17 protein-coding genes are annotated in these 18938 nt (G+C 71.3%); 8 read left to right on the forward strand and 9 right to left on the reverse strand.

The window, feature by feature from the left end:
- Window positions 1-449: 449 nt before the first annotated feature.
- Together ABD793_RS33870 and ABD793_RS33875 are read right to left on the reverse strand one after the other, a co-directional pair.
- On the reverse strand, window positions 450-1811 hold the full coding sequence (locus tag ABD793_RS33870) for a GGDEF domain-containing protein (RefSeq protein ID WP_344867361.1): 1362 nt from the start codon (window positions 1809-1811) through the stop codon (window positions 450-452).
- Window positions 1812-2296: 485 nt separating this feature from the next.
- Window positions 2297-3484: an MFS transporter gene (locus ABD793_RS33875; protein ID WP_344867396.1), complete on the reverse strand. Its 1188-nt coding sequence runs from the start codon at window positions 3482-3484 to the stop codon at window positions 2297-2299.
- Between the two features lie 386 nt (window positions 3485-3870).
- Here ABD793_RS33875 and ABD793_RS33880 point away from each other — a divergent pair, with 386 nt between their 5' ends.
- Window positions 3871-4767 (forward strand): SDR family NAD(P)-dependent oxidoreductase, encoded by an 897-nt coding sequence (locus tag ABD793_RS33880; RefSeq protein ID WP_344867362.1) that lies wholly within the window; start codon window positions 3871-3873, stop codon window positions 4765-4767.
- Window positions 4768-4771: 4 nt separating this feature from the next.
- On the opposite strand, the gene ABD793_RS33885 is transcribed toward ABD793_RS33880, so the two are convergent.
- Window positions 4772-6622, reverse strand: a complete 1851-nt coding sequence (locus tag ABD793_RS33885; protein ID WP_344867397.1) for an AMP-dependent synthetase/ligase — start codon at window positions 6620-6622, stop codon at window positions 4772-4774.
- Between the two features lie 175 nt (window positions 6623-6797).
- On the opposite strand from ABD793_RS33885, the gene kynU reads away from it, so the two are divergent.
- Together kynU and ABD793_RS33895 are read left to right on the forward strand one after the other, a co-directional pair.
- The gene (gene kynU, locus ABD793_RS33890) at window positions 6798-7997 is read left to right on the forward strand and encodes a kynureninase (protein WP_344867363.1); all 1200 of its coding nucleotides are present in this window, start codon (window positions 6798-6800) and stop codon (window positions 7995-7997) included.
- A 185-nt stretch (window positions 7998-8182) separates the two neighbouring features.
- The gene (locus tag ABD793_RS33895; protein ID WP_344867364.1) at window positions 8183-8500 is read left to right on the forward strand and encodes a hypothetical protein; all 318 of its coding nucleotides are present in this window, start codon (window positions 8183-8185) and stop codon (window positions 8498-8500) included.
- A gap of 13 nt (window positions 8501-8513) precedes the next feature.
- On the opposite strand, the gene ABD793_RS33900 is transcribed toward ABD793_RS33895, so the two are convergent.
- Complete coding sequence (locus ABD793_RS33900) at window positions 8514-8963, reverse strand: DoxX family protein (protein WP_344867365.1); 450 nt, start codon at window positions 8961-8963, stop codon at window positions 8514-8516.
- A 439-nt stretch (window positions 8964-9402) separates the two neighbouring features.
- On the opposite strand from ABD793_RS33900, the gene ABD793_RS33905 reads away from it, so the two are divergent.
- Complete coding sequence (locus ABD793_RS33905) at window positions 9403-9858, forward strand: NUDIX hydrolase (protein ID WP_344867366.1); 456 nt, start codon at window positions 9403-9405, stop codon at window positions 9856-9858.
- A 45-nt stretch (window positions 9859-9903) separates the two neighbouring features.
- Here the strand turns inward: ABD793_RS33905 and ABD793_RS33910 are convergent, their stop codons facing one another.
- From ABD793_RS33910 to ABD793_RS33920, 3 genes are all read right to left on the reverse strand, one after another.
- Complete coding sequence (locus tag ABD793_RS33910) at window positions 9904-10557, reverse strand: HAD family hydrolase (protein WP_344867367.1); 654 nt, start codon at window positions 10555-10557, stop codon at window positions 9904-9906.
- 2 nt (window positions 10558-10559) lie between these two features.
- Window positions 10560-11693, reverse strand: coding sequence for a metallophosphoesterase (locus ABD793_RS33915; RefSeq protein ID WP_344867368.1), 1134 nt, complete (start codon window positions 11691-11693; stop codon window positions 10560-10562).
- Window positions 11694-11888: 195 nt separating this feature from the next.
- Window positions 11889-12296 (reverse strand): DnaJ family domain-containing protein, encoded by a 408-nt coding sequence (locus ABD793_RS33920; RefSeq protein ID WP_344867369.1) that lies wholly within the window; start codon window positions 12294-12296, stop codon window positions 11889-11891.
- Between the two features lie 118 nt (window positions 12297-12414).
- On the opposite strand from ABD793_RS33920, the gene ABD793_RS33925 reads away from it, so the two are divergent.
- The gene (locus tag ABD793_RS33925; RefSeq protein WP_344867370.1) at window positions 12415-13470 is read left to right on the forward strand and encodes a TetR/AcrR family transcriptional regulator; all 1056 of its coding nucleotides are present in this window, start codon (window positions 12415-12417) and stop codon (window positions 13468-13470) included.
- A gap of 753 nt (window positions 13471-14223) precedes the next feature.
- Here ABD793_RS33925 and ABD793_RS33930 read toward each other — a convergent pair.
- Both ABD793_RS33930 and ABD793_RS33935 read right to left on the reverse strand, forming a co-directional pair.
- A complete protein-coding gene (locus ABD793_RS33930) occupies window positions 14224-15159 on the reverse strand; it encodes an SDR family NAD(P)-dependent oxidoreductase (protein WP_344867371.1) in 936 nt (311 codons plus the stop codon).
- Window positions 15160-15183: 24 nt separating this feature from the next.
- Window positions 15184-16404 carry a lytic transglycosylase domain-containing protein gene (locus ABD793_RS33935; RefSeq protein WP_344867372.1) on the reverse strand — a complete coding sequence of 407 codons (1221 nt, stop codon included), beginning with the start codon at window positions 16402-16404 and terminating at the stop codon, window positions 15184-15186.
- A gap of 323 nt (window positions 16405-16727) precedes the next feature.
- Here ABD793_RS33935 and ABD793_RS33940 point away from each other — a divergent pair, with 323 nt between their 5' ends.
- From ABD793_RS33940 to ABD793_RS33950, 3 genes are all read left to right on the forward strand, one after another.
- Entirely contained in the window at window positions 16728-17234 is a 507-nt protein-coding gene (locus ABD793_RS33940; protein WP_344867373.1) for a winged helix-turn-helix transcriptional regulator, read from the forward strand.
- A gap of 100 nt (window positions 17235-17334) precedes the next feature.
- Window positions 17335-17847: an SRPBCC family protein gene (locus ABD793_RS33945; protein WP_344867374.1), complete on the forward strand. Its 513-nt coding sequence runs from the start codon at window positions 17335-17337 to the stop codon at window positions 17845-17847.
- Window positions 17847-18887: an LLM class flavin-dependent oxidoreductase gene (locus ABD793_RS33950; protein WP_344867375.1), complete on the forward strand. Its 1041-nt coding sequence runs from the start codon at window positions 17847-17849 to the stop codon at window positions 18885-18887. The genes ABD793_RS33945 and ABD793_RS33950 overlap by 1 nt, the downstream gene beginning before the upstream one ends.
- Window positions 18888-18938: the final 51 nt, after the last annotated feature.

The following is an 18938-nucleotide window of genomic DNA, read 5'->3' on the forward strand; positions in this document are numbered from 1 at the left end:
GTGCGAATCGACGTGGTTCGGGTGAATCCGGCTGCGAGGTGTCCGGCGAGGTGGCCGGAATCGGGTGGCTTTGCGCGTCGCCGGTCGGGGAATCCGGTCGGTGCAGGTGCTCAGCGATGGCGGGAATTCGAGCATCCCTGCGGTGTCGCAGCTGCAGCCGGGGCGGGCGGAAATTGATCACTTCGGTGTGGCCGATCCGGGTGGAACCCGCTTGCCCGGGTGTCGCCGGACGGGTGGTGCCGCCGGGCTTCCGCATGGTCCGGGCACGGTGGTGCGGCCACGGCCGGGCGTCGCGGCCCGGCGGGGTTCGCTTCGGTTTGCGTTGCGGGGATGGGGGAATTCGGCGTGTCCTGGCGCGGGCGGAGGAAGCTCTCCCGGATTCCGCCGGGGACGTTCGCTCGAGCCCGGGTGGCGGGTGGAATCCGGTCAGCGCGCCGGGTTGCGCTGGTTCAGTCCGGACGCGGGGGTGTCGTGCTGTCGGCGAAGCGCACCTGGTTCCGGCCGCCTTCCTTGGCCGCGTAGACCGCTGCGTCGGCTGCGTGCAGGAGCTGTTCCAGGGTGCTGCCGTCCGCGCCGAGCAGTGCCGCGCCGATCGAGGCCGTGCGGCCGTTCACCACGGCGGAGCCGCCCCGTTTGTCGGTGGTGACGATGCGCTGTTCGGCAATTGCGGTACGGATGCGTTCGGCCGTCACTTTCGCCGCGGTCGCGTCGGCTTCCGGGAGCAGCACGAGGAACTCTTCGCCGCCGAACCGGCCGGTGATGTCTTTCGGGCGGGTGATTTCGTCGAGGGTCTGCGCGACCGTGCGGAGTACGTCGTCGCCTGCCGGATGGCCGTAGGTGTCGTTGATCCACTTGAAATGGTCGAGGTCGATCATCAGCAGCGCCAGGCTTTCCCCGCCGCGTACCGCGCGGGTCAGCGCGCGCTCCGCGGCCTCGGACCATCCGCGCACGTTGGAGATCCCGGTCTTCGCGTCGGTACGGGCCTCCGACTGCAGTTGGTTGATTTCCGCCAGCCGGTTGCCCAGTACCGTGATGAGCACGAGGATCACGATCGCGGGCGGGATGTTCACCAGCAGGATGGTGGCGATCGTGCCGAGTCCGATGGTGGACAGCTCGAGCAGGTTGTCGTCCTTGGTGCCCAGCACATTGCGCAGGGTGGGCGTCGCGGTGCCGCCGAGTGCCAGCAGTCCGCCGATCACGATCGCCTGCAGCGCCGCGTAGCAGAAACCGACCAGCATCAGTACCCCGAACACCCGCAGCGAGTTCTCCGGGGACAGCCGGGCCAGTTCCGCGGACGCGAACGTCTGGTACAGCTCGTGCGCCAGCAGCGCGGAAACCGCGTGCGTGAACGAGGTGAACACGAATTTGTGCGGCGGCCGCCGGGAATTGAACCAGCGTTGCCCGCGCACGATCACGATCAGCAGCAGCGTCAGGTGGATCGGCAGCAGCAGCGCGCCGGGGAAGATCCAGATGCCGGACAGGTCGATGTGGACGGCCGCGACGCGGTTGCGCCGCCGTTCCTCCTGCCGCCGGGTCAGCTGGATGTGCAGCGTGGCGCACACCGCGAGCACGCCGAACCGGCCCCAGTCCAGCAGGGTCGGCCCGCCGGAGGTGGCAATGCCCGCGGCCAGCACGGCAATCGCGATCGCGTCCCACGCCAGCAGGAACCCGACCATCCGCCGGGGTTTGGTCCACAGGTCCCAGGACGGCACGGGATTGCCGGAGATCAGCTCACGCAGCCGCGTGGCGACACCGGGGGTGTCCTCCCCCTGGCCCGGTGGCTCACCGCGCGCGGGTCCGGTTCCCGGCATCGGGCGCTGCCTCCTGCTGTCTCACACGCGGTTCGCGGGTGGTTCCCGCTCCCACATCGTTATCCGTTACCGGTATCATCCCACTCGTCGGCTGTTCGGCGGTGTTCCGCCGGCTGGGGCAGAATTTCCGGGTGTCCCCGAACCGGGAGGCACCTTCCGGCGAGAGCTGGTGAACCACGTGCGGCGAATTGCGGTACCGATGTCTCCTCCGTCCCCCGAGGTGAGGTGTTTTCCCATGCGCGACCGCGAAGCGTGAATATGCGTGTGCATTTTCCGGTGAATGTTCCCGAGCGGGAGGTGAAGAACCGTGCGTGACCGCGAGGCGTGAGTTCGGTGACCGAGAAGAGCGAGGAGTGACAATGCGGGTGGAGGTGTGTTCCGTGCGTGACCGCGAAGCGTGAAATGTTCGGCGATCCGGTTTTCCCCGCTGATGTGTGCACCGGCCGAGGGGCAGGACTGCCGCCGATCTCCGGATCCCATCGGCTTCACAGCCCCGAACCGGCCGTGGCCGTGTGCCGCACCCTGGTCCAGGAGAACGCGGTGGGGATCGCCAGCGCGACCCCGGCGAGGCCGGCCAGTGCGATGGCGGTGACCGCGGACCCGGTCGCCTCGGCGACCACCCCGCCGAGTGCAACGCCGACTCCCTGTGCGACCCGCAGCCCGGTGCGGTACAGCCCGCCGGCACCGCCGCGCAGTTCGTTCGGCACCCAGGTGGAGAAGGTGGCCGTCACGGTGATGATGTAGGCGCCCATTGCGCCTGCCAACGCGAGCAGCACGAGCGCGAGCGCCAGGTTCGGCTGCACCAGGAAGAGCGCGAGCAAGGCCAGCGAGGCCGTCGCCAGCACGCCGAGCAGGCGCTGGCGGAGCGGGGCGGACGCGAACTTCGACAGCAGGTACGCCCCGGCGACGAAGCCGAGCGGATCGGCGGCGAGCAGCCAGCCGACCGCCGCGGACGGTGCGCCCAGCTGCTGCGCCAGCGGCGCGGCCAGCCCCTCCGGCACCACCGCGAGCCCCACCAGCCACGACAGCGCGATCAGCACGCGCAGCCTGCGCTGCCCGAACACCCAGCGGGTGGCGGAGAACCAGGTGCTCCGCTCGCCACCGGCGGCGGGCCGGTCGTGCACCCAGATCCGCACGATCAGCGCGGCCACCGCGAAGCTCACCGCGTCGATCGCCAGCGCCCACGAGGTGCCGACCGCGGTCGCCAGCAGGCCGCCGCCGGCGAGACCGAGCAGCTGCACCGTGTTCGTGGTGATCCCGCGCAGGTCCTGGCTGCCCAGGTACAGCTCGTCGTCGTCGAAGACCTCACGGGTGATCGCGTTCTGCGCCGCGTTCGCCGGCGAGGCCGCCAGCTGCACTGCCACGAGCAGCAGGCACAACGCGGCCAGCGGCATCCCCGGCAGGCTCATCAGCCCCACCAGCACCGCCTGCGCCGCGGCGCTCAGGCTGAGCACCGCGCGCCGCGGGTACCGGTCGGCCAGGAAGGACAGGCCGAGCCCGCCTGCCAGCGCGGGAAGGAAGGTCAGCGCGTACACCACGGCGGCCCACAGCGCCGAGCCGGTCCGGTCGTACACCAGGATGGAGAGCGCGACCTTCGCCAGCTGGTCGCCCGCGCTGGAGATCGCCTCGGCTGCCCACAGGACCCGGTATTCGACACTCCGCAGCGGCGCCATGAGCCGTGCGGTCGGTTCGGCCGTCACGAGATGATCACTTCCCCCTTCCCGGCCGGGTGAACGTGGTGCCTTCCGCATTCTGCCCGCGCCGGTGACGACTCCGGCCGTGACGTCACACTTCGGGCCGATTCCGGGCGGCACCGGCGCGAGGGGACGACAGCCAGTATGCCGCCGATTACCCGCCGGTGTGCCGTTTTCGCCGATCGGGCGTACGGCACCGGGTGATCTGCCCCCGGATACGTGGGGCAGATCGGCCGTCCCTCGTTCGGCGCAGCGCACCCGCCGTTCGTCGTGATCAGCGCGCCCGCTGCGCCGAATGGCCCAACACTGGAAGTGACCGGCGGAGCGGGCCCTCGTCCCGCCGGGGCAGCGATCGGGGAGTGAGTATGGACAGGCTCATGCAGGACAAAGCCGTGGTCGTGACCGGTGCGGGCCGCGGACTCGGCGAGGCGTTCGCGGTGCACGTGGCGCGGGCAGGCGGCGCGGTGCTGTGCAACGACGTCGACGCGGAGCTGGCCGAGCGGACCGCGGCGGCCATCCGCGAGCACGGCGGGCGCGCGGTTTCGAGCGGGCACAGTGTGGCCGATCCGGCACAGGCCCAGTCGATCGTGGACCGCTGCGTGGCCGAGTTCGGCCGGATCGACGGTCTGGTGAACAACGCCGGGCTCAACTACGAGGCTCTGCCGTGGGACGACGACGCCGAGCGCGCCCGGCAGCTGGTCGAGGTGAACGTGCTCGGCGTGATGTACACCGGGCTGGCCGCGATCCGCGCGATGGTCGGCTCCGGCACCGGCGGTTCGATCGTGAACATCTCCTCCGGTGCGTCGCTGGGCCAGCGCAAACTGGGTGTCTACTCGGCGAGCAAGGGCGCGGTCGCGTCGCTGACCTACTCCTGGGCGCTGGACCTGGAGGAGTCCGGCGTGCGGGTGAACGCGGTGTGCCCGGTGGCGCACACCCGCATGGTGTGGGAATCGGAACGGGCACTGCGTGCCTGTCCGCCGGAACGCACGCCGGAGCGGATCGCCCCGGTCGTGCTGTTCCTGCTCGGCCCCGGTGCCGACGGCATCACCGGCCAGATGATCCGCTGCAACGGTCCGCAGCTGCACGTGATGGGCCAGCCGTACCTGAAGCAGCCGATCCTCGAACGGCCGGTGTGGGACACCGAGACCGTGCAGCGGGCGTTCGACGAGGTGTTCTCCGCGCACCTGGAGAACTACGGGCTGGAGAAGCGGGTCCCGCCCCGGCTGCGCAAGTGGACGGAGACCCCGAGCCGGATCGCCTGACCGTTCACGCCGGGTAGAGCCCGGTGATCTCGTCGCGGTAGCGCGCGTCGATCACCCGGCGCTTGAGCTTCAGGGTCGGGGTCAGCTCACCGGTTTCCGGCGTCCACGCGCGGGTGATCAGGTGGTAGCGCTTGATCTGCTCGACCCTGGCCAGCCGGTCGTTCGCGGCCTGGACCGCGCGGTCGATCTCGGCGCGCACCTGCTCGTGTTCGGCCAGTTCGTCGAGGCCGGCCGCCTCGATGCCCTGTGCCGCGGCCCACGGCGGGGCGATCTCGTCGTCGAGCACGATCAGCGCGGTCACGTACGGCCGGTCGTCGCCGATCGCGACCGCCTGCCCGATCAGCGGGTGTTCCTTGAGCAGCCCCTCGATCCGGGTCGGCGCGATGTTCTTGCCGCTGGAGGTGATGATCAGTTCCTTCTTGCGGTCGGTGATCGTGACGAAGCCGTCGTCGTCGATCGTGCCGATGTCGCCGGTGGCGAACCAGCCCTCGGCGTCGGTTGCCGAGGCGATCGTGCCGTCCGGCTGCAGGTAGCCGAGGAACACGATGGGGCCGCGCACGAGCAGTTCACCGTCGTCGGCCACCTTCACCTCGACGCCGTCGACCGGCTTGCCGACGCTGCCCGCGCGGAAGGCCCGTGCGCCGTTCGCGGTGGCCGCGCCGGTGGTTTCGGACAGTCCCCAGACCTCCTCGATCTCGACGCCCAGCCCGGCGATGAAGTACAGCACCTCCACCGGCAGCGCGGCCGCGCCGCTGGAGGCGACGTGGATCTTGTCCAGTCCGAGCAGACTGCGCACCGGCGCGAGCACCTTCTCGTCGGCCTCCGCGATGCGGGCGGCCAGTTCGGCGGGGACCTCCTCGCCGGCGCTGCGCAGTTTGTAACCCTGCTGCAGCAGTTCATTGGCCGACACCAGTGCCGCACGCCGGTCCTGCGGCACGCCGGCGAGCATGTTCTTCAAGCCCGCCACCATTTTCTCCCACACCCGCGGAACGCCGAAGAAGCTCTGCGGATGCACCTGACCGAGCGCGGCCACCACGCCGGAGGTGTCGGCGAGGGTGTGCACGTGACCGGCCCACAGGATCGGCAGGTAGATCGACAGCTCGCGTTCGGCGATGTGCGCGAGCGGGAGATAGGCGACGTTGGTGACGTGCATCGGTGCCTGGTGCAGTTTGCGCACCGCGTATCCCTCGTGGATCGCGTTGCGGTGCGACAGCACGACGCCCTTCGGGTCACCGGTGGTGCCGGAGGTGTAGATCATCGCGAGCGGGTCGTCCGGGGTGATCGACTGCCATGTCCGCTCGAACTCGCCGGGATCCGCGGCCAGGGCCTTCCGGCCCGCTTCGCGCACCGCGGAGTACGCGACGAACCGGTCGTCCCCGGCCGGGATCGCGTCCGCGTCGAGGACCACGACGTGCCGCAGCGCGGGCAGCTCGTCGAGCACCGGCAGCCAGCGCGCCAGCTGGTCCGCACCGGCGAGCACCACGACCGGGGCCGCGCTGTGCCGGGCGACGTAGCGGATCTGGTCCGGGCTGAGCGTCGCGTACGCGGTGCACGGGATCGCGTTCAGGTGCACCGCGGCCAGGTCGACGACGAAATGGGTCGGGGAGCTCGGCGCCATGATCAGCATCCGGTCGCGGCGGGAAAGGCCGAGTCCGGCCAGCCCACGGGACACCTCGGCGATCTCGGTGTGGAACTCGCGCCAGGTCAGCGTCGGATGTCCGGCGATATCCAGCGAGGTGATCGCCGGGAGATCGCCGTACTCGACGGCGTTGCGGTGCAGCAGGCGCGGGATCGTCTGGCCTTCGGCCTGCTCGGTCGCGGTCTGCTCGGCTGCTGCGGTCTGCGAGGTGGTCAACGCCTGCCCCTCCTGGTGACGATGCGTGGTGCCGGTCACTGTAGGACCTCCGGGCCGGTCGGAACAGAGAATCGCGGCCAGCCCGGCGGGCACCGGCACCCCGGCATTCACCCGCCGGCCGTCGCGGGCCGGAGTGCCTGTTTGAATGAGAGCCCCCGTCCGGTGAGGAGTGCCGATGACCGACCCGCTCGCCGCTCGTGAGCTGGCGGAGGAGGCAGCCGCGCTGGACGCCGCAGACCCGCTCGCCGCGAAACGCGCGGAGTTCGACCTCGACCCTGCGGTCGCCTATTTCGACGGGAACTCCCTCGGCGCGCCGCCGAAGCACGTGGCCGAGCGGCTGACCACGGTGGTGCGCGAGCAATGGGGCCGCCGGCTGATCCGCTCGTGGGCCGAGGGCTGGTGGGCGGCACCGGAGCGGGTCGGGGAACGGATCGCGCCGCTCGTCGGTGCCGGGCCGGGGCAGGTCGTGGTGGCGGACTCGACGAGCGTGGACGTGTTCAAGACGCTGGTCGCCGCGGTGCGCGCGAACCCGGGCCGGGACGAGATCCTGCTGGACGCGGGGACGTTCCCCACCGACGGATACGTGGCCGGTCAGGTCGCGCGGCTCACCGGGCACACAGTGCGCCGGGTGCCGGTGGCCGGGCTGGCCGCTGCGGTGGACGAGCGGACCGCGGTCGTGCTGGCGAACCACGTGGACTACGTCAGCGGACGGCTGCACGACATGGCCTCGGTGACCGCGGCCGCGCACCGGGCCGGTGCGCTCGTGGTCTGGGACCTCTGCCACAGCGTTGGCGCGATCCCGGTGCGGCTCGACGAGTGCGAAGTGGACTTCGCGGTGGGCTGCACGTACAAATTCCTCAACGGCGGCCCGGGTTCGCCTGCGTTCGTCTATCTGGCGCGGCGGTGGCGGGACACGTTCGACCAGCCGCTCGCAGGCTGGGCCGGGCACGCCGACCCGTTCGCGATGGAGCCGGATTACCGCGCCGCCACCGGGGCCGGGCGTGCCCGCTCGGGCACTCCGGACCTGCTGTCGCTGCTGGCACTCGACGCCGCCCTCGATGTGTGGGACGACGTGGATCTCGCGGTGCTGCGGGAAAAAGGCCTCGCGCTCGGCGACTTCTTCTTCCGCTGTCTCGACGGTCTGCTGCCCGGTACGGAAGCGGCGACCCCACGGGGACCTGCGCGCGGGCATCAGGTGTCGGTGCACGATCCCGGCGGCGAACGCACGATGACCGCGCTGCACGAGCGCGGCGTGCTCGGCGATTTCCGCCCGCCGGACGTGCTGAGGTTCGGGTTGGCTCCGCTGTACACCAGGTATGCGGAAGTACTGCGTGCGGTGACGACTCTGCGCGAAGTGCGTGCCTCCGCCCGCTGAATCCGAACAGAATTCACGCAGTATTGCGGTGGTACGGCGGAAACATTTTTCCACTCGCCCCAACGGGTGACTTGCCGGATCCGGGACGTCCGGTGTGCGGGTATGCTCAATGCCTGTTTTTTCCGCTGGTCGGGGCCGGGATGCCGAGCCGTTTCGGGGCCGGCCGGGGACCCGGTGGATTCCGGGTGAAAGGGGTCGTGGTGGCGGAGACCCGTGGCCGTGCGGTGGCGTTTCCCGCCGCGCTGACGCTGCTGATCGGGATGGTGCTCGGATTCCTGCTGGCGAAACTCGGTGCGTTCACCCGGTACCCGGTGGAAACGGTGCTCGTCGTCGTGCTGGTCGGTTCGGTGCTGGTCCTGGGCTGGGCGTGCCGGGAGATGCTGCGCGAGCTCGTGCCCTTTCACCGGCGGCGGGCCGCGGAGCCCGAGCCCGGCCCGGAATCCGTACCCGCCGCCCCGCCGAAGCTGGTGCTGCACCGCGAGCCGAATGGCGTTCGGCGCTGAAAGTCGGTCGTTTCTAGCGACGGCGCAGCCGATCCAGCGCGAACGCACCAGGGCCGACCACGGCGATCGCCAGGAAGACCCATGAGTACAGCGCTGCGGGTTCACCGGTGTTCTGCAGCGGGAGCAGGCCGACCGGGGCGTGCACGGTGAAGTAGGCGTAGGCCATCACCCCGGACAGCACGAGCGCGGCGACCCGCGTGTACCGCCCGGACAGCACCAGCAGCGAGCCGACGACCTCGATCGCGCAGGCCCACCATCCCGGCCACAGCCCGAACGGGACCGCCATCCCGTGTCCGTCGACCCCGCCGAGCAGCCCGAAGCCCTGCGCACCGTGGCACAGGAACAGGAACGACACCACGATCCGGAACAGCCCGAGTACCACCGGACGGACCCGATCGAGCACCGACGACCCGGTCGCCGCGAGTGCGGATTGCGGCGTGGCGGCGGACTCGGTGGCGGACATGGCGGTGGATGGGGTCCCCGCGACGGATACGGCGGCGCCCGGGGCGACTCCGGTCCGGGCGGGAGGAACGGTTTGGCCGACGGTGGCCTGGCCGGTGGCGGTGGGCTGGTCGGTGACGGCTGGCTGATCAGCGCCGTTCCGGCCGGTGTGGGGGTGTGGGTTGGTGTCGGCCTGGTTGGTGTGGGGGTGTGGGTTGGTGTCGGCCTGGCTGGCGTGGGGGTGTGGGCCGGTGCCGGTCCGGTGGGTGTGAGCGTCCTGGGTGGGGTGCGCGGTCCGGTTGGTGGTCGGGGTGGTGTCGGTACGCATGGCGGTGGGTCCTTCCTGGGCTTTTCGGCTGCCTTCACCCCTGCGTCGAACGGGCCCGTGTCGGATCGACACGGGGTGGGAACTTTTCCCGGCCGGTTCCGTCCCGGGGGCCGGTGGCGGGCAGACTGGGCCGATGGCTGTCAGGCGCAGTGCGGGGTTGCTGCTCTTCCGCCGGTCCGGGGACCGGGTCGAGGTTCTGCTCGGGCACATGGGCGGGCCGTTCTGGGCGAAGAAGGACGAAGCGGCATGGTCGTTGCCGAAAGGGGAGCTGGCCGACGGCGAGGAGCCTGAGTCCGCGGCCCGGCGCGAGTTCGCCGAGGAGCTGGGGCTGCCCGCGCCGGACGGGCCGTGGCGGGAGCTGGGTGAGGTCCGGCAATCCGGCAAGGTGGTACGTGCCTGGGCGGTGGAGGCGGACCTCGATCCGGCGGCGGTCGTGCCCGGCACGTTCGATCTCGAATGGCCGCCCCGGTCCGGGAAGGTGCAGCAGTTTCCCGAGCTGGACCGGGTCGGGTGGTTCGATCTCGAGACCGCGCGGGAGAAGCTGGTCAAGGGCCAGCGCGCGTTCCTGGACCGGCTCGAGCTCGGTTGACCGAACCGCGCCGGGCGCTCGGCCGAGCGCCTTGCTGGTGGCGGGTCAGCCGAACCGGGTCAGCAGTTCGCCGAGTGACGTTGCGGTGAAGGACGGCAGCACCAGGTCCGCCTTGCCGAAGTCGAGCGGTGCGGTGATCGGGTTCGGCACTGCGATCGTGGTGAGCCCGGCGGCTTTCGCCGCGGTGACGCCGTGCGGCGAGTCCTCGAAGGCGAGCGCCTCGTCCGCCGCAACGGCCAGCGCATGCAGCGCGGCGAGGTAGGTGTCCGGGCTCGGCTTGGCCGGATGGCGGTCCCCGGTCTCGACCGTGGTGAACCGGTCCGCGAGCCCCAGCCGGTCGAGCTGGCCGCGTACCCAGGTTGCGGACGAACTCGACGCGACGCCCAGCGCGAGTCCCTGCGTCGCGGCCTCGTCGAGATAGCCGAGGACTCCCGCACGGGGGCCGTCGGCGGCCAGCAGTTCCCGCACGCGGGCGCGGAATGCGGACCGCACCGTCTCCGGATCGAGGTCTGCGACGTGTTCGCGCAGCAGGGCGAACATCGTGGCCGCGGTGTGCTGGGTGCCGATCACCGTGCGCCAGACGTCGAGCGGGAGCTCGGCTCCGTGACCGGCGAAGGTCTCCTGCCACGACTGCAGTACCGCGGCCTCGGTGTCGGCCAGCGTGCCGTCGAAGTCGAAGATCAGGGCCCGGATCGCCATGCTCAGCCGCGGCGAAGGGTGAGCAGGGCGATCTCGTTCGGCGCGAACACGCGGAACGGCGGACCCCAGAATCCCGCGCCGCGGCTGGTGTAGAGCTGGGTGCGGGGGCCGTGCCGGGTCAGGCCGGACAACGCGGGCTGGTCGAGCCGGACGAGCAGGTGGAACGGCCAGATCTGGCCGCCGTGGGTGTGCCCGGACACCTGCAGGTCGACGTCGGCCTCGACCGCCTGCGCGACCTGCTTGGGCTGGTGCGCCAGCAGGAAGACCGGGACGTCCGGATCGGCCCCGGCCAGTGCGGCGGGCAGATCCGGACCGTGGCCGGGCAGCCCGGACGAGGCGCCGGTGGGGTCGTCGATGCCGGCGAACAGCAGCCGCGCGCCGTCCCGTTCGATCAGCGTCGAGCGGTTGTGCAGGGTGTCCCAGCCGAGGCCCGCCATGTGCTCCAGCCACGCCGGTGCCTCGCCGAAGTACTCGTGGTTGCCGGTGATGTAGAACCGGCCGAGCGGCGCCTCGACGCCGCCGAGCGGGTCGACCTGCTTGCGCCGCTTGGCGACCGGTCCGTCGGCAAGGTCCCCGCCGTGGCACACGACGTCCGGCCGGAGCCGGTTCAGCTCGGCGACGAGCCGCTCCGACCAGCGGGTGCGGTCGATCGCCCCGAAATGGGTGTCGGTGACGACTGCGACCCGCAGCCCGTCGAGCCCGGCACCGAGCCGCGGCAGCACGACCTCGACCTCCCGGACGGGCGGCACGCGCATCGCGATCCGGTTGCCGACGCCGAGCAGCACGGCCGCGACGACGACCGTGGCCGCGGCCACGATCCGGGGCCGTGCCGGATCGTCCACACCGGACAGCAGCAGGACCAGCCGCAGCAGGTGGCCGAACACGCTCCACGCGAACAGCACCCAGATCGTGCCGAGCAGTCCGTCCCCGAGCCGAGCGGCCCGGTCGCTCTGCCGGGGTCCGTGGCCGAGGACCATGAGCGCCGGAGCCCCCAGCGCGGCACCGGCGAACAGCACGGTCCCGACGATCGTCCCGGCGACCGGCCACTCCGGCAGCAGCACGAGCACCGACCAGGGTTCCCCGAAGAGCAGCAGCAACGCGACACCCAGCAGGGCACCCCGGCGTAGTCCACGCATGACAGTCGTCTTCCCTTCACCACGGACCACCCAGCGTAGCCGGAGACGACTTGCCGGTGCCGCCATCCGGGGGGCAGGCGACGCCGCGCAGTCCGGTGCGGTGGCGAGTGGAGGCGCGGGACAGCGGCGATAACACGCGGACGGCCGATCCGGTGAGTGTCCACAATGCCCACTCGGGTCGGGGTGGGGCCGGGATCACGAACGCCCGGCTCGCCAGCTTTCGACGGTCTCCTCGACGTCCAAGGGCATTGCGCGCAGCGGAGGGCCGTCCTGCGGACGGCGGTGTGCTTCGCGGATGCGCTCGTTCAGGTCTTCGACGATTTCGCGCACTTTCTGCTCGGTACGCACCTTCGCGAGTTTCGCGGGCAGGTCCTGGATTTCGCGGGGCAGCGCCAGTGACGCCGGCAGGAATGCGCTGGGGTCGAGGTCGCCTTCGCGGGCCCGGCGGATCGCCCAGTCGGTCGCGGCGTCCCGGCCGGTCGGCGGGGGCAGGGGTTTGCCCGCACCGGGCAGGTCGGCGAAGTCGCCGCGGGACTCCGCGGCCGCGATCTGCCGTTCCACCCAGGAGCCGAACGACGCGCCCGGCGGTTTGCGGTTCGACACGGCCATCACCTCCGTTCCCGATTCACGGTAGCGGCCGCGCCGCGCGGGCGGAGGGGACCAAGGTCCCGATCCTCTGGGTATCATCCGGGAAACCAACCGGGCAGGGGAGCGGGACGCGATGACCGTTGAACGCCGGCCCGCAGGCCACGACCGGACGGCGCCCGATCCGGGCAGCCACCCCGCGGGCAGCGATGCCGCGGGCAACCAAGCCGCGGGCAGCCATCTCGGGGGCAGTGATGCCGCGGGCAACCAAGCCGCGGGCAGCCATCTCGGGGACAGCGATGCCGCGGGCAACCAAGCCGCGGGCAGCCATCTCGGGGGCAGTGATGCCGCGGGCAACCGCCTCGGGAGCAGCGACCCCGCGGGCAGCGATGCCGCGGTTAGCCAAGCCGCGGGCAGTGCGACCCGCGAGCAGTTCGATCGCACGCTGGCGTTGCTGTGGCGGGATCGGACCGGCGGTGAACCGGCCGAACCGGCCCGCGGCCGTCGTCCCACGCTCACCATCGGGCGGATCGTCGCCGCGGCCGTCGCGGTCGCCGACGCGGACGGGCTGGCCGCCACGTCCATGCACCGCGTGGCCAGGGAACTCGGCGCCGGGACCATGACGCTCTACACCTACGTGCCGGGCAAGGTCGAACTGGTCGATCTGATGGTGGACGAGGTGCTCGTGGAACGACAGCTGCCCGCACCCGGTGAACCCCGCACCGGCGACTGGCGGGCGCAGGTGAAGCTCTACGCCGAACGCACCCGTGCCGCCTACCGCAGGCATCCGTGGCTGCGCGAGACCTCGTGGGTGCGCCCGGTGCTCGGGCCGGGCCAGTTCGCCGGCCAGGAATACCTGCTGTCCATCATGGACGGTCTCGGCCTGCCGGCACGAGAGGTCGCCGCGGCGGCGAACTCGGTGGCGGGCTACATCGACGCGAACGCCGCGGTCGAGGCGGAGAGCCACTACCTGGAGAGCAGCACCGGACAGTCCAACGACGCCTGGTGGGGCCAGCGATACTCGTTCTGGGAAACGTATTTCGACGCAGGCTCGCATCCGGCGATGAACCGCACCTGGCTGGCGGGCGGCTTCGACCGGCCCACCGCGGAACAGGCCGCGGACGCCTGTGAATTCGGCCTCGACCGGCTGCTCGACGGCATCGGGGACCGGGCGGCCCGCCGGAGTTCCTGACCGGCCGCTGGGCCGACTCGTACAACTCGGGCCGGAAATGCGCAGGAGGCGCGAGAAGTCGGTGGAGGTCCGCACGAGCACGACCACCGTCGGCGCGTCGGTCATGGCACGGCGAGGCGGGTGGTCCTGACCTCGTCGCTCGTACTCATCGGGTTCGGTGCCGAGCAGGACGGGTCCACGGCGTACATCGAATTGGTCCGATGTGGACTCCAATGCGCCTGACCCGGAGAGCAAGACGCTCGCCGAGTGTGTCGCGGGGGATTTCGTTGTGGAACTTCCTGCCGCACAACGGTTCGAGCTGGCCGTGGTCACCCCGGGCCGGTGGGTTCGGCGGCGGCAGGCGCGTCGGCGCAGGCCGTGGGCCACCGTGCCGGGCTCGGCCCGGATCGCGGCCGTCAGGCATCGGCTGGCGATGGACTCGCCGTTGTCCGCCGGAAACCGGTGTATCTTCGTCACCGAGTTCGACCCCGCGTACGGCCACGCTGTCCGGCTGGTGGCGTGCGGTCGCTGCGCGTCGTGGTGTCGTTTTCGGGCAGGTCGGACTCGTCAGTTCGGAGAAGGTGCCCCGAGAACCGGGCCGGACGATACGGCCGTTCGCGAGTCTATTGTGGACATTTATCGAGCAGGGCATCGTCACCCCGTGGCTCATCCGGAGCGTCCGGGCGAGCTCGCCGGCCGGTGGGCACCGACCGACCGGGCCGCAACGCCGGGTGTCGCCGATGGGGGAAACGAGCGCGATCTCCGGTGGCGGCGTCAGGGTTCGCCGATCCGGAACGGGATCCCGGTCAGTTCTTCGGAAATCGTCCACAGACGGCTTGCCCGCCGTGGGTCGCGGGACGCGGCCGGTGCGGTGCCGGGCACCGGGGCGCCGGTGCTGATCCGGGCCGGACCGAAGCAGGTGACCGTTGCCGCGGCCGGATCCGCCGCGGCCCGCACTGCGGGCCAGGCACCGTGGTCCTTGCCCTGGATGATCGGGGCGAGCAGGCGGAACGCGGGCACCCTGGTGGTGATGCCGCGGCGGTCCGGGCTCGACTGGTCGAGGCTGAGCCCGGGATGCGCCACGATCGACCGCACCGGTGAACCGGCGTCGCGCAGCCGCCGGTCCAGTTCGAAGCCGAAGGACTGTACCGCGTGCTTGGACTGGGCGTAGGAGCGGAAATCCGAGTACGAACGGGTGGACTGCAGATCGTCGAGGTCGAACGGACGCAGCCGGGTGATCAGGCTGCCCATCGGGACCACCCGTGCGGCCGACGCGGTGAGCACCGGCATGGTCAGCGCGGTCAGCGCGAAGTGCCCGAGGTGGTTGGTGCCCATGGCGAGTTCGAAGCCCTGCGCGGTGCTGCGCCGGACCCGGCCCGGCGCCGTGATGCCCGCGTTCTCGATCAGCGCGTCGACCCGGCCGAGCCGCACGAGTTCTTCGGCCGCCTTGCCGACCGAGTCGAGGTCGGCCAGATCGAGCGGGATCGTGCTCAGCTCGGCCGCACCGAGCCGGGTGCGCAGCGTGGCGACCGCGGTGCGCAGCCGCTGCGGGGAACGGCCGAGCAGGACGACGTGCGCACCGGCGGCGGCCAGCTGCTCGGTGATGAAATAGCCGATCCCGGCGTTGCCGCCGGTGACCGCGAAGACGCGGCCGGACAGCTCGGGCAGGGCTTCGGGATTCCAGGTCACGTTCGCTCCGGTGCTCGGCATTGCCCGCACTATACGAACGCGGCGTCAGTTCTTCGGCGTGGTGCTGGTGGTCTCCGGCGTGCTGCTGCTCGAATCGCCGGTGGACGGCGGAGGCGTGGTCGGGCACGACGGTGTGCTGCCTGCCGGGGTGGTGCTGGTCGGCGTGGTAGAGGTCGCCGTGGTGCTGGTCGGCGTGCTCGGGCAGGTCGGCGTCGTCGAGGTGGGGGTGTCACTGGTCGGGGTGTCGCTGGTCGGGCTCGAGCTGGTGGGGGTGTCGCTGGTGGGGGACGAGCTGGTGGTGCCACTGGTCGGCGTGGTGCTGCCGGGCAGCTCGGACGGCGGGCCGGGGGTGGCACTCGGCGGTGCCGGCGGAGCGGGTGCCGCGGCCGGGCCGCCCGCCGCGGCCTGTGCCGCGCCCGGACCGGGTGGCGCACCGATCGGCACCTCGCTGTCGGGCAGCTTCGAGACCCCGTTGCGGTACGCGGCCGCGTACCCGAGCACCGTGTCCACATAGGACTGCGAGTTGTTGTACCTGCGCACCGCGACGGCCTGCATCTGCCCGCTGGACAGGTCGAGCCCGCCGGAACACAGATACCGTCCGGTGGCGAGGGTTTCGTCGTAGCTGTTGTTCGGGTCGGACACCCCGTCGCCGTTGCCGTCGGAGGCGTAGCCCGCCCAGGTGGACGGGATGAACTGGGTGGGCCCGACCGCGCGGTCCCAGGTGCGGTCGCCGTCGTAGCGGCCGCCGTCGGTGTCGCTGATCGCGGCGAACCCGCCGGAACCGTCGAGCACCGGACCGAGGATCGGTTCCAGCGTGTTGCCGTGGCTGTCCACGTATCCGCCGCGGGCGTGGTTGGACTCGATCCGGCCGATCGCGGCGATGAGTGCCCAGTCCAGATGGCAGCCGGGCTGCTCACGGGACAGTACGTCGGCCGCGTTGCGATAGGCCTGGAGCATGCTGCCGGGGATGCCGAGCGGACCGGACGGCGTCGCCGACCCGGTGCCCGGGTGCTCGCCCGGTACGGTCAGCGCCTGCGGGTCCGGCGGCTGCGGCAGGCTGCCGTCCACCCCGATCGGTGGCAGCGTGACGCCCGGCGGCAGGGCCGGTGCGGCCTGCGCGAGCTGTCGATCCTCGCTCGGGAACGGGACCGGGAGCCCGGACGAAGCCACCGTGGGCAGCACCACGAGCGCACCGCCGGCCAGCGCGGCGAGCGTCCGGCTGCGGACCGTTCGCGGGTGCGCGCGGGGTCGCCGGCCTTTCGCCATGCGTGTCACTCCGTCCTTGTCGGTGCCACCACTGGCCAAGCTAGCCGATGAGTACCCACTCGGGTGGCCTGCCGCAGCAAATCTGTCCGGTCCGGCCAAGTTTCGTCCATCCGGCATAGAACCTTCGGCGGATCTTCTGCCTTTATTTCCGAGCACAACGAGTAAGAAAGGGCCGAATGGAGTACTCGGGCCCGCCGGATGCCGCGAAGGAGCCGGGACCGCCCGCCGATGTGGTGCCCGGTACGGCCGCGCTCGGTGCGAGCTGCCGGGCTACCCGCGCTGAGCTGCTGGGTTGCACACTGGGACGGCGTACCCTCACGGCCATGAAACGCACTTCCTTCGCGCGGTGGCCGTGCTCGATCGCCCGGACCATGGACCTGCTCGGGGACTGGTGGACGCCGCTCGTGCTGCGGGACGCCTTCTACGGCGTCCGCCGTTTCGACGAGTTCCAGCAGGCGCTCGGCATCGCGCGCAACACCCTCGCCGACCGGTTGCGCCGCCTGGTCGACGAGGGACTTCTGGAAAAGCGCGCCTACCAGGCGGAACCGGTGCGTTACGACTACGTGCTCACCGAGAAGGGCCGGGACTTCTGGGGCGTGCTCGCGGCCATGACCGCCTGGGGGGACCGCTGGCTGTCCACCGACGACGGCCCGCCGATCACCCTGCACCACGAGGCCTGCGGCCACGACACCCGGGCAACGGTCGTCTGCGCGCACTGCGGCGAGCCGCTGGATGCCGGGGACACCCGGATGCGCCGCGGCCCCGGCTTCCCGGAGCGGCTCTCCCGCCGGCCGGAAGTCGAGGAGCGCTTCGCGCGGCAGGAGTCCTGAACCGGATCATGCGGCCAGCCGCCGACCCGTCATTGACATGCTGGGTCTATCTACACAACTATGCTGGGAACAGCGATTCACCGGCAGAGGAGGCACCGGAATGGAGTGGACCGGCGCGCGGTACGCGGACTGTCCGACGGCCGAGGCGGGTACCTGGATCGACGGTTCCCCCGAGCTGGTCTGGCGGTTCGCCGCGGACGTGGGGCTGATGCCGGAGCTGAGTGCCGAACTGCAGTCCGTGCGGTGGTGCGACGGCGGCACCGGACCGGGGCTCGGCCGCTCGTTCGTGGGGCACAGCAAGCACGAGTCGTTCGGCGAGTGGGAGACGACGTCGGTGATCGTCGAGTACGACGAGCCACGGGTGTTCGGCTGGGCGGTCGGGGATCCGGGGTGGCCTGCGGCGAAGTGGCGGTTCACCCTCGTCCCGGAGGACGGCGGCACCCGGCTCACGCAGTGCGCGCAGCTGGGGCCGGGACCGTCGGGGCTGTCGTATGCGATCGAGCGGATGCCGGACAAGGAGCAGAAGATCGTCTTCGTGCGGCTTCGGGAGTTCGAGAAGGCGATGGCGGCCACCGTCGGCGCGATCAAGGAGCGGGCCGAGGCGGCGCGGTGATGCGCACGGCCACCACGGTCGAGGCGTCCGCAGGCTGGCCGGAGACGCTGGAGTTCGTGGTCGAGGCGGAGAAGCTCGGTCTCGACCAGTGCTGGGTCGCCGAGGCGTGGGGCTCGGACGCGCCGACCGTGCTCGGTTTCCTCGCCGCCCGCACCCGGCGGCTGCGGCTCGGCTCCGGCATTCTGCAGCTCGGCGTGCGCACCCCGGTCGCCGCCGCGCAGGCCGCGCTCACGCTTGCCGAACTGTCCGAAGGCCGGTTCGCACTCGGGCTCGGTGCGTCCGGTCCGCAGGTGATCGAGGGGTTGCACGGGGTACCGTTCGCGCGGCCGCGCACCCGGATGCGGGAAACCGTGGAGATCATCCGGAGTGCGTTTGCCGGTGAGAAGATTTCCTTCTCCGGCAGGGCTTTTGAACTCCCCCTGCCCGGAAAGGCCCGGCCGATGCGGTTGTCCACTCGGCCGAACGAGGACATTCCGATCTACCTCGCCGCGCTGTCGCCGGCGATGCTGGAGCTCACCGGGGAAATCGCCGAGGGCTGGCTCGGCACCAGCTTCGTGCCGGAGAGGGCCGGCGAGGCGTACTTCCGGCATCTCGACGCCGGTCTCGCGAAGTCCGGTCGCGCCCGCAGCGCCCTCGACGTGTGCCAAGGTGCCGAAGTCGCCTTCGCGGCCGACGAGGACGAGCTGCGCGTGATGGTCGGCGGGCGGAAGAAGGAGCTGGCCTTCTCCCTCGGCGGAATGGGCTCCGCCGGCACGAACTTCTACAACGACGCTTACCGCCGCCAGGGCTGGGCCGAGGTCGCCACCCAGGTGCGGGAACGCTGGCAGTCCGGCGACCGCGCCGGCGCGGCCGCACTGGTGACCGACGAAATGGTGCTGGCCACCACGTTGATCGGCACCGAGGACATGGTCGGTGAACGACTGCGGGTGTGGCGCGCGGCGGGAATCGACACCGTCCGGCTGTACCCGGCGGGCACCACAGTGGACGAACGCCTCGCCACCCTCGCCCGCGCGCTCGAACTGGTCCGCGAAGTGGGCTGAGCCGGCCGGGACCGCGCTGCTTGCCCCCGGGCAGTGGGCCGAGCCGCCCAC

Origin of the sequence: Amycolatopsis ultiminotia (assembly GCF_039536925.1) — a bacterium.
In the GTDB taxonomy this organism is placed as follows: Bacteria; Actinomycetota; Actinomycetes; order Mycobacteriales; family Pseudonocardiaceae; genus Amycolatopsis; species Amycolatopsis ultiminotia.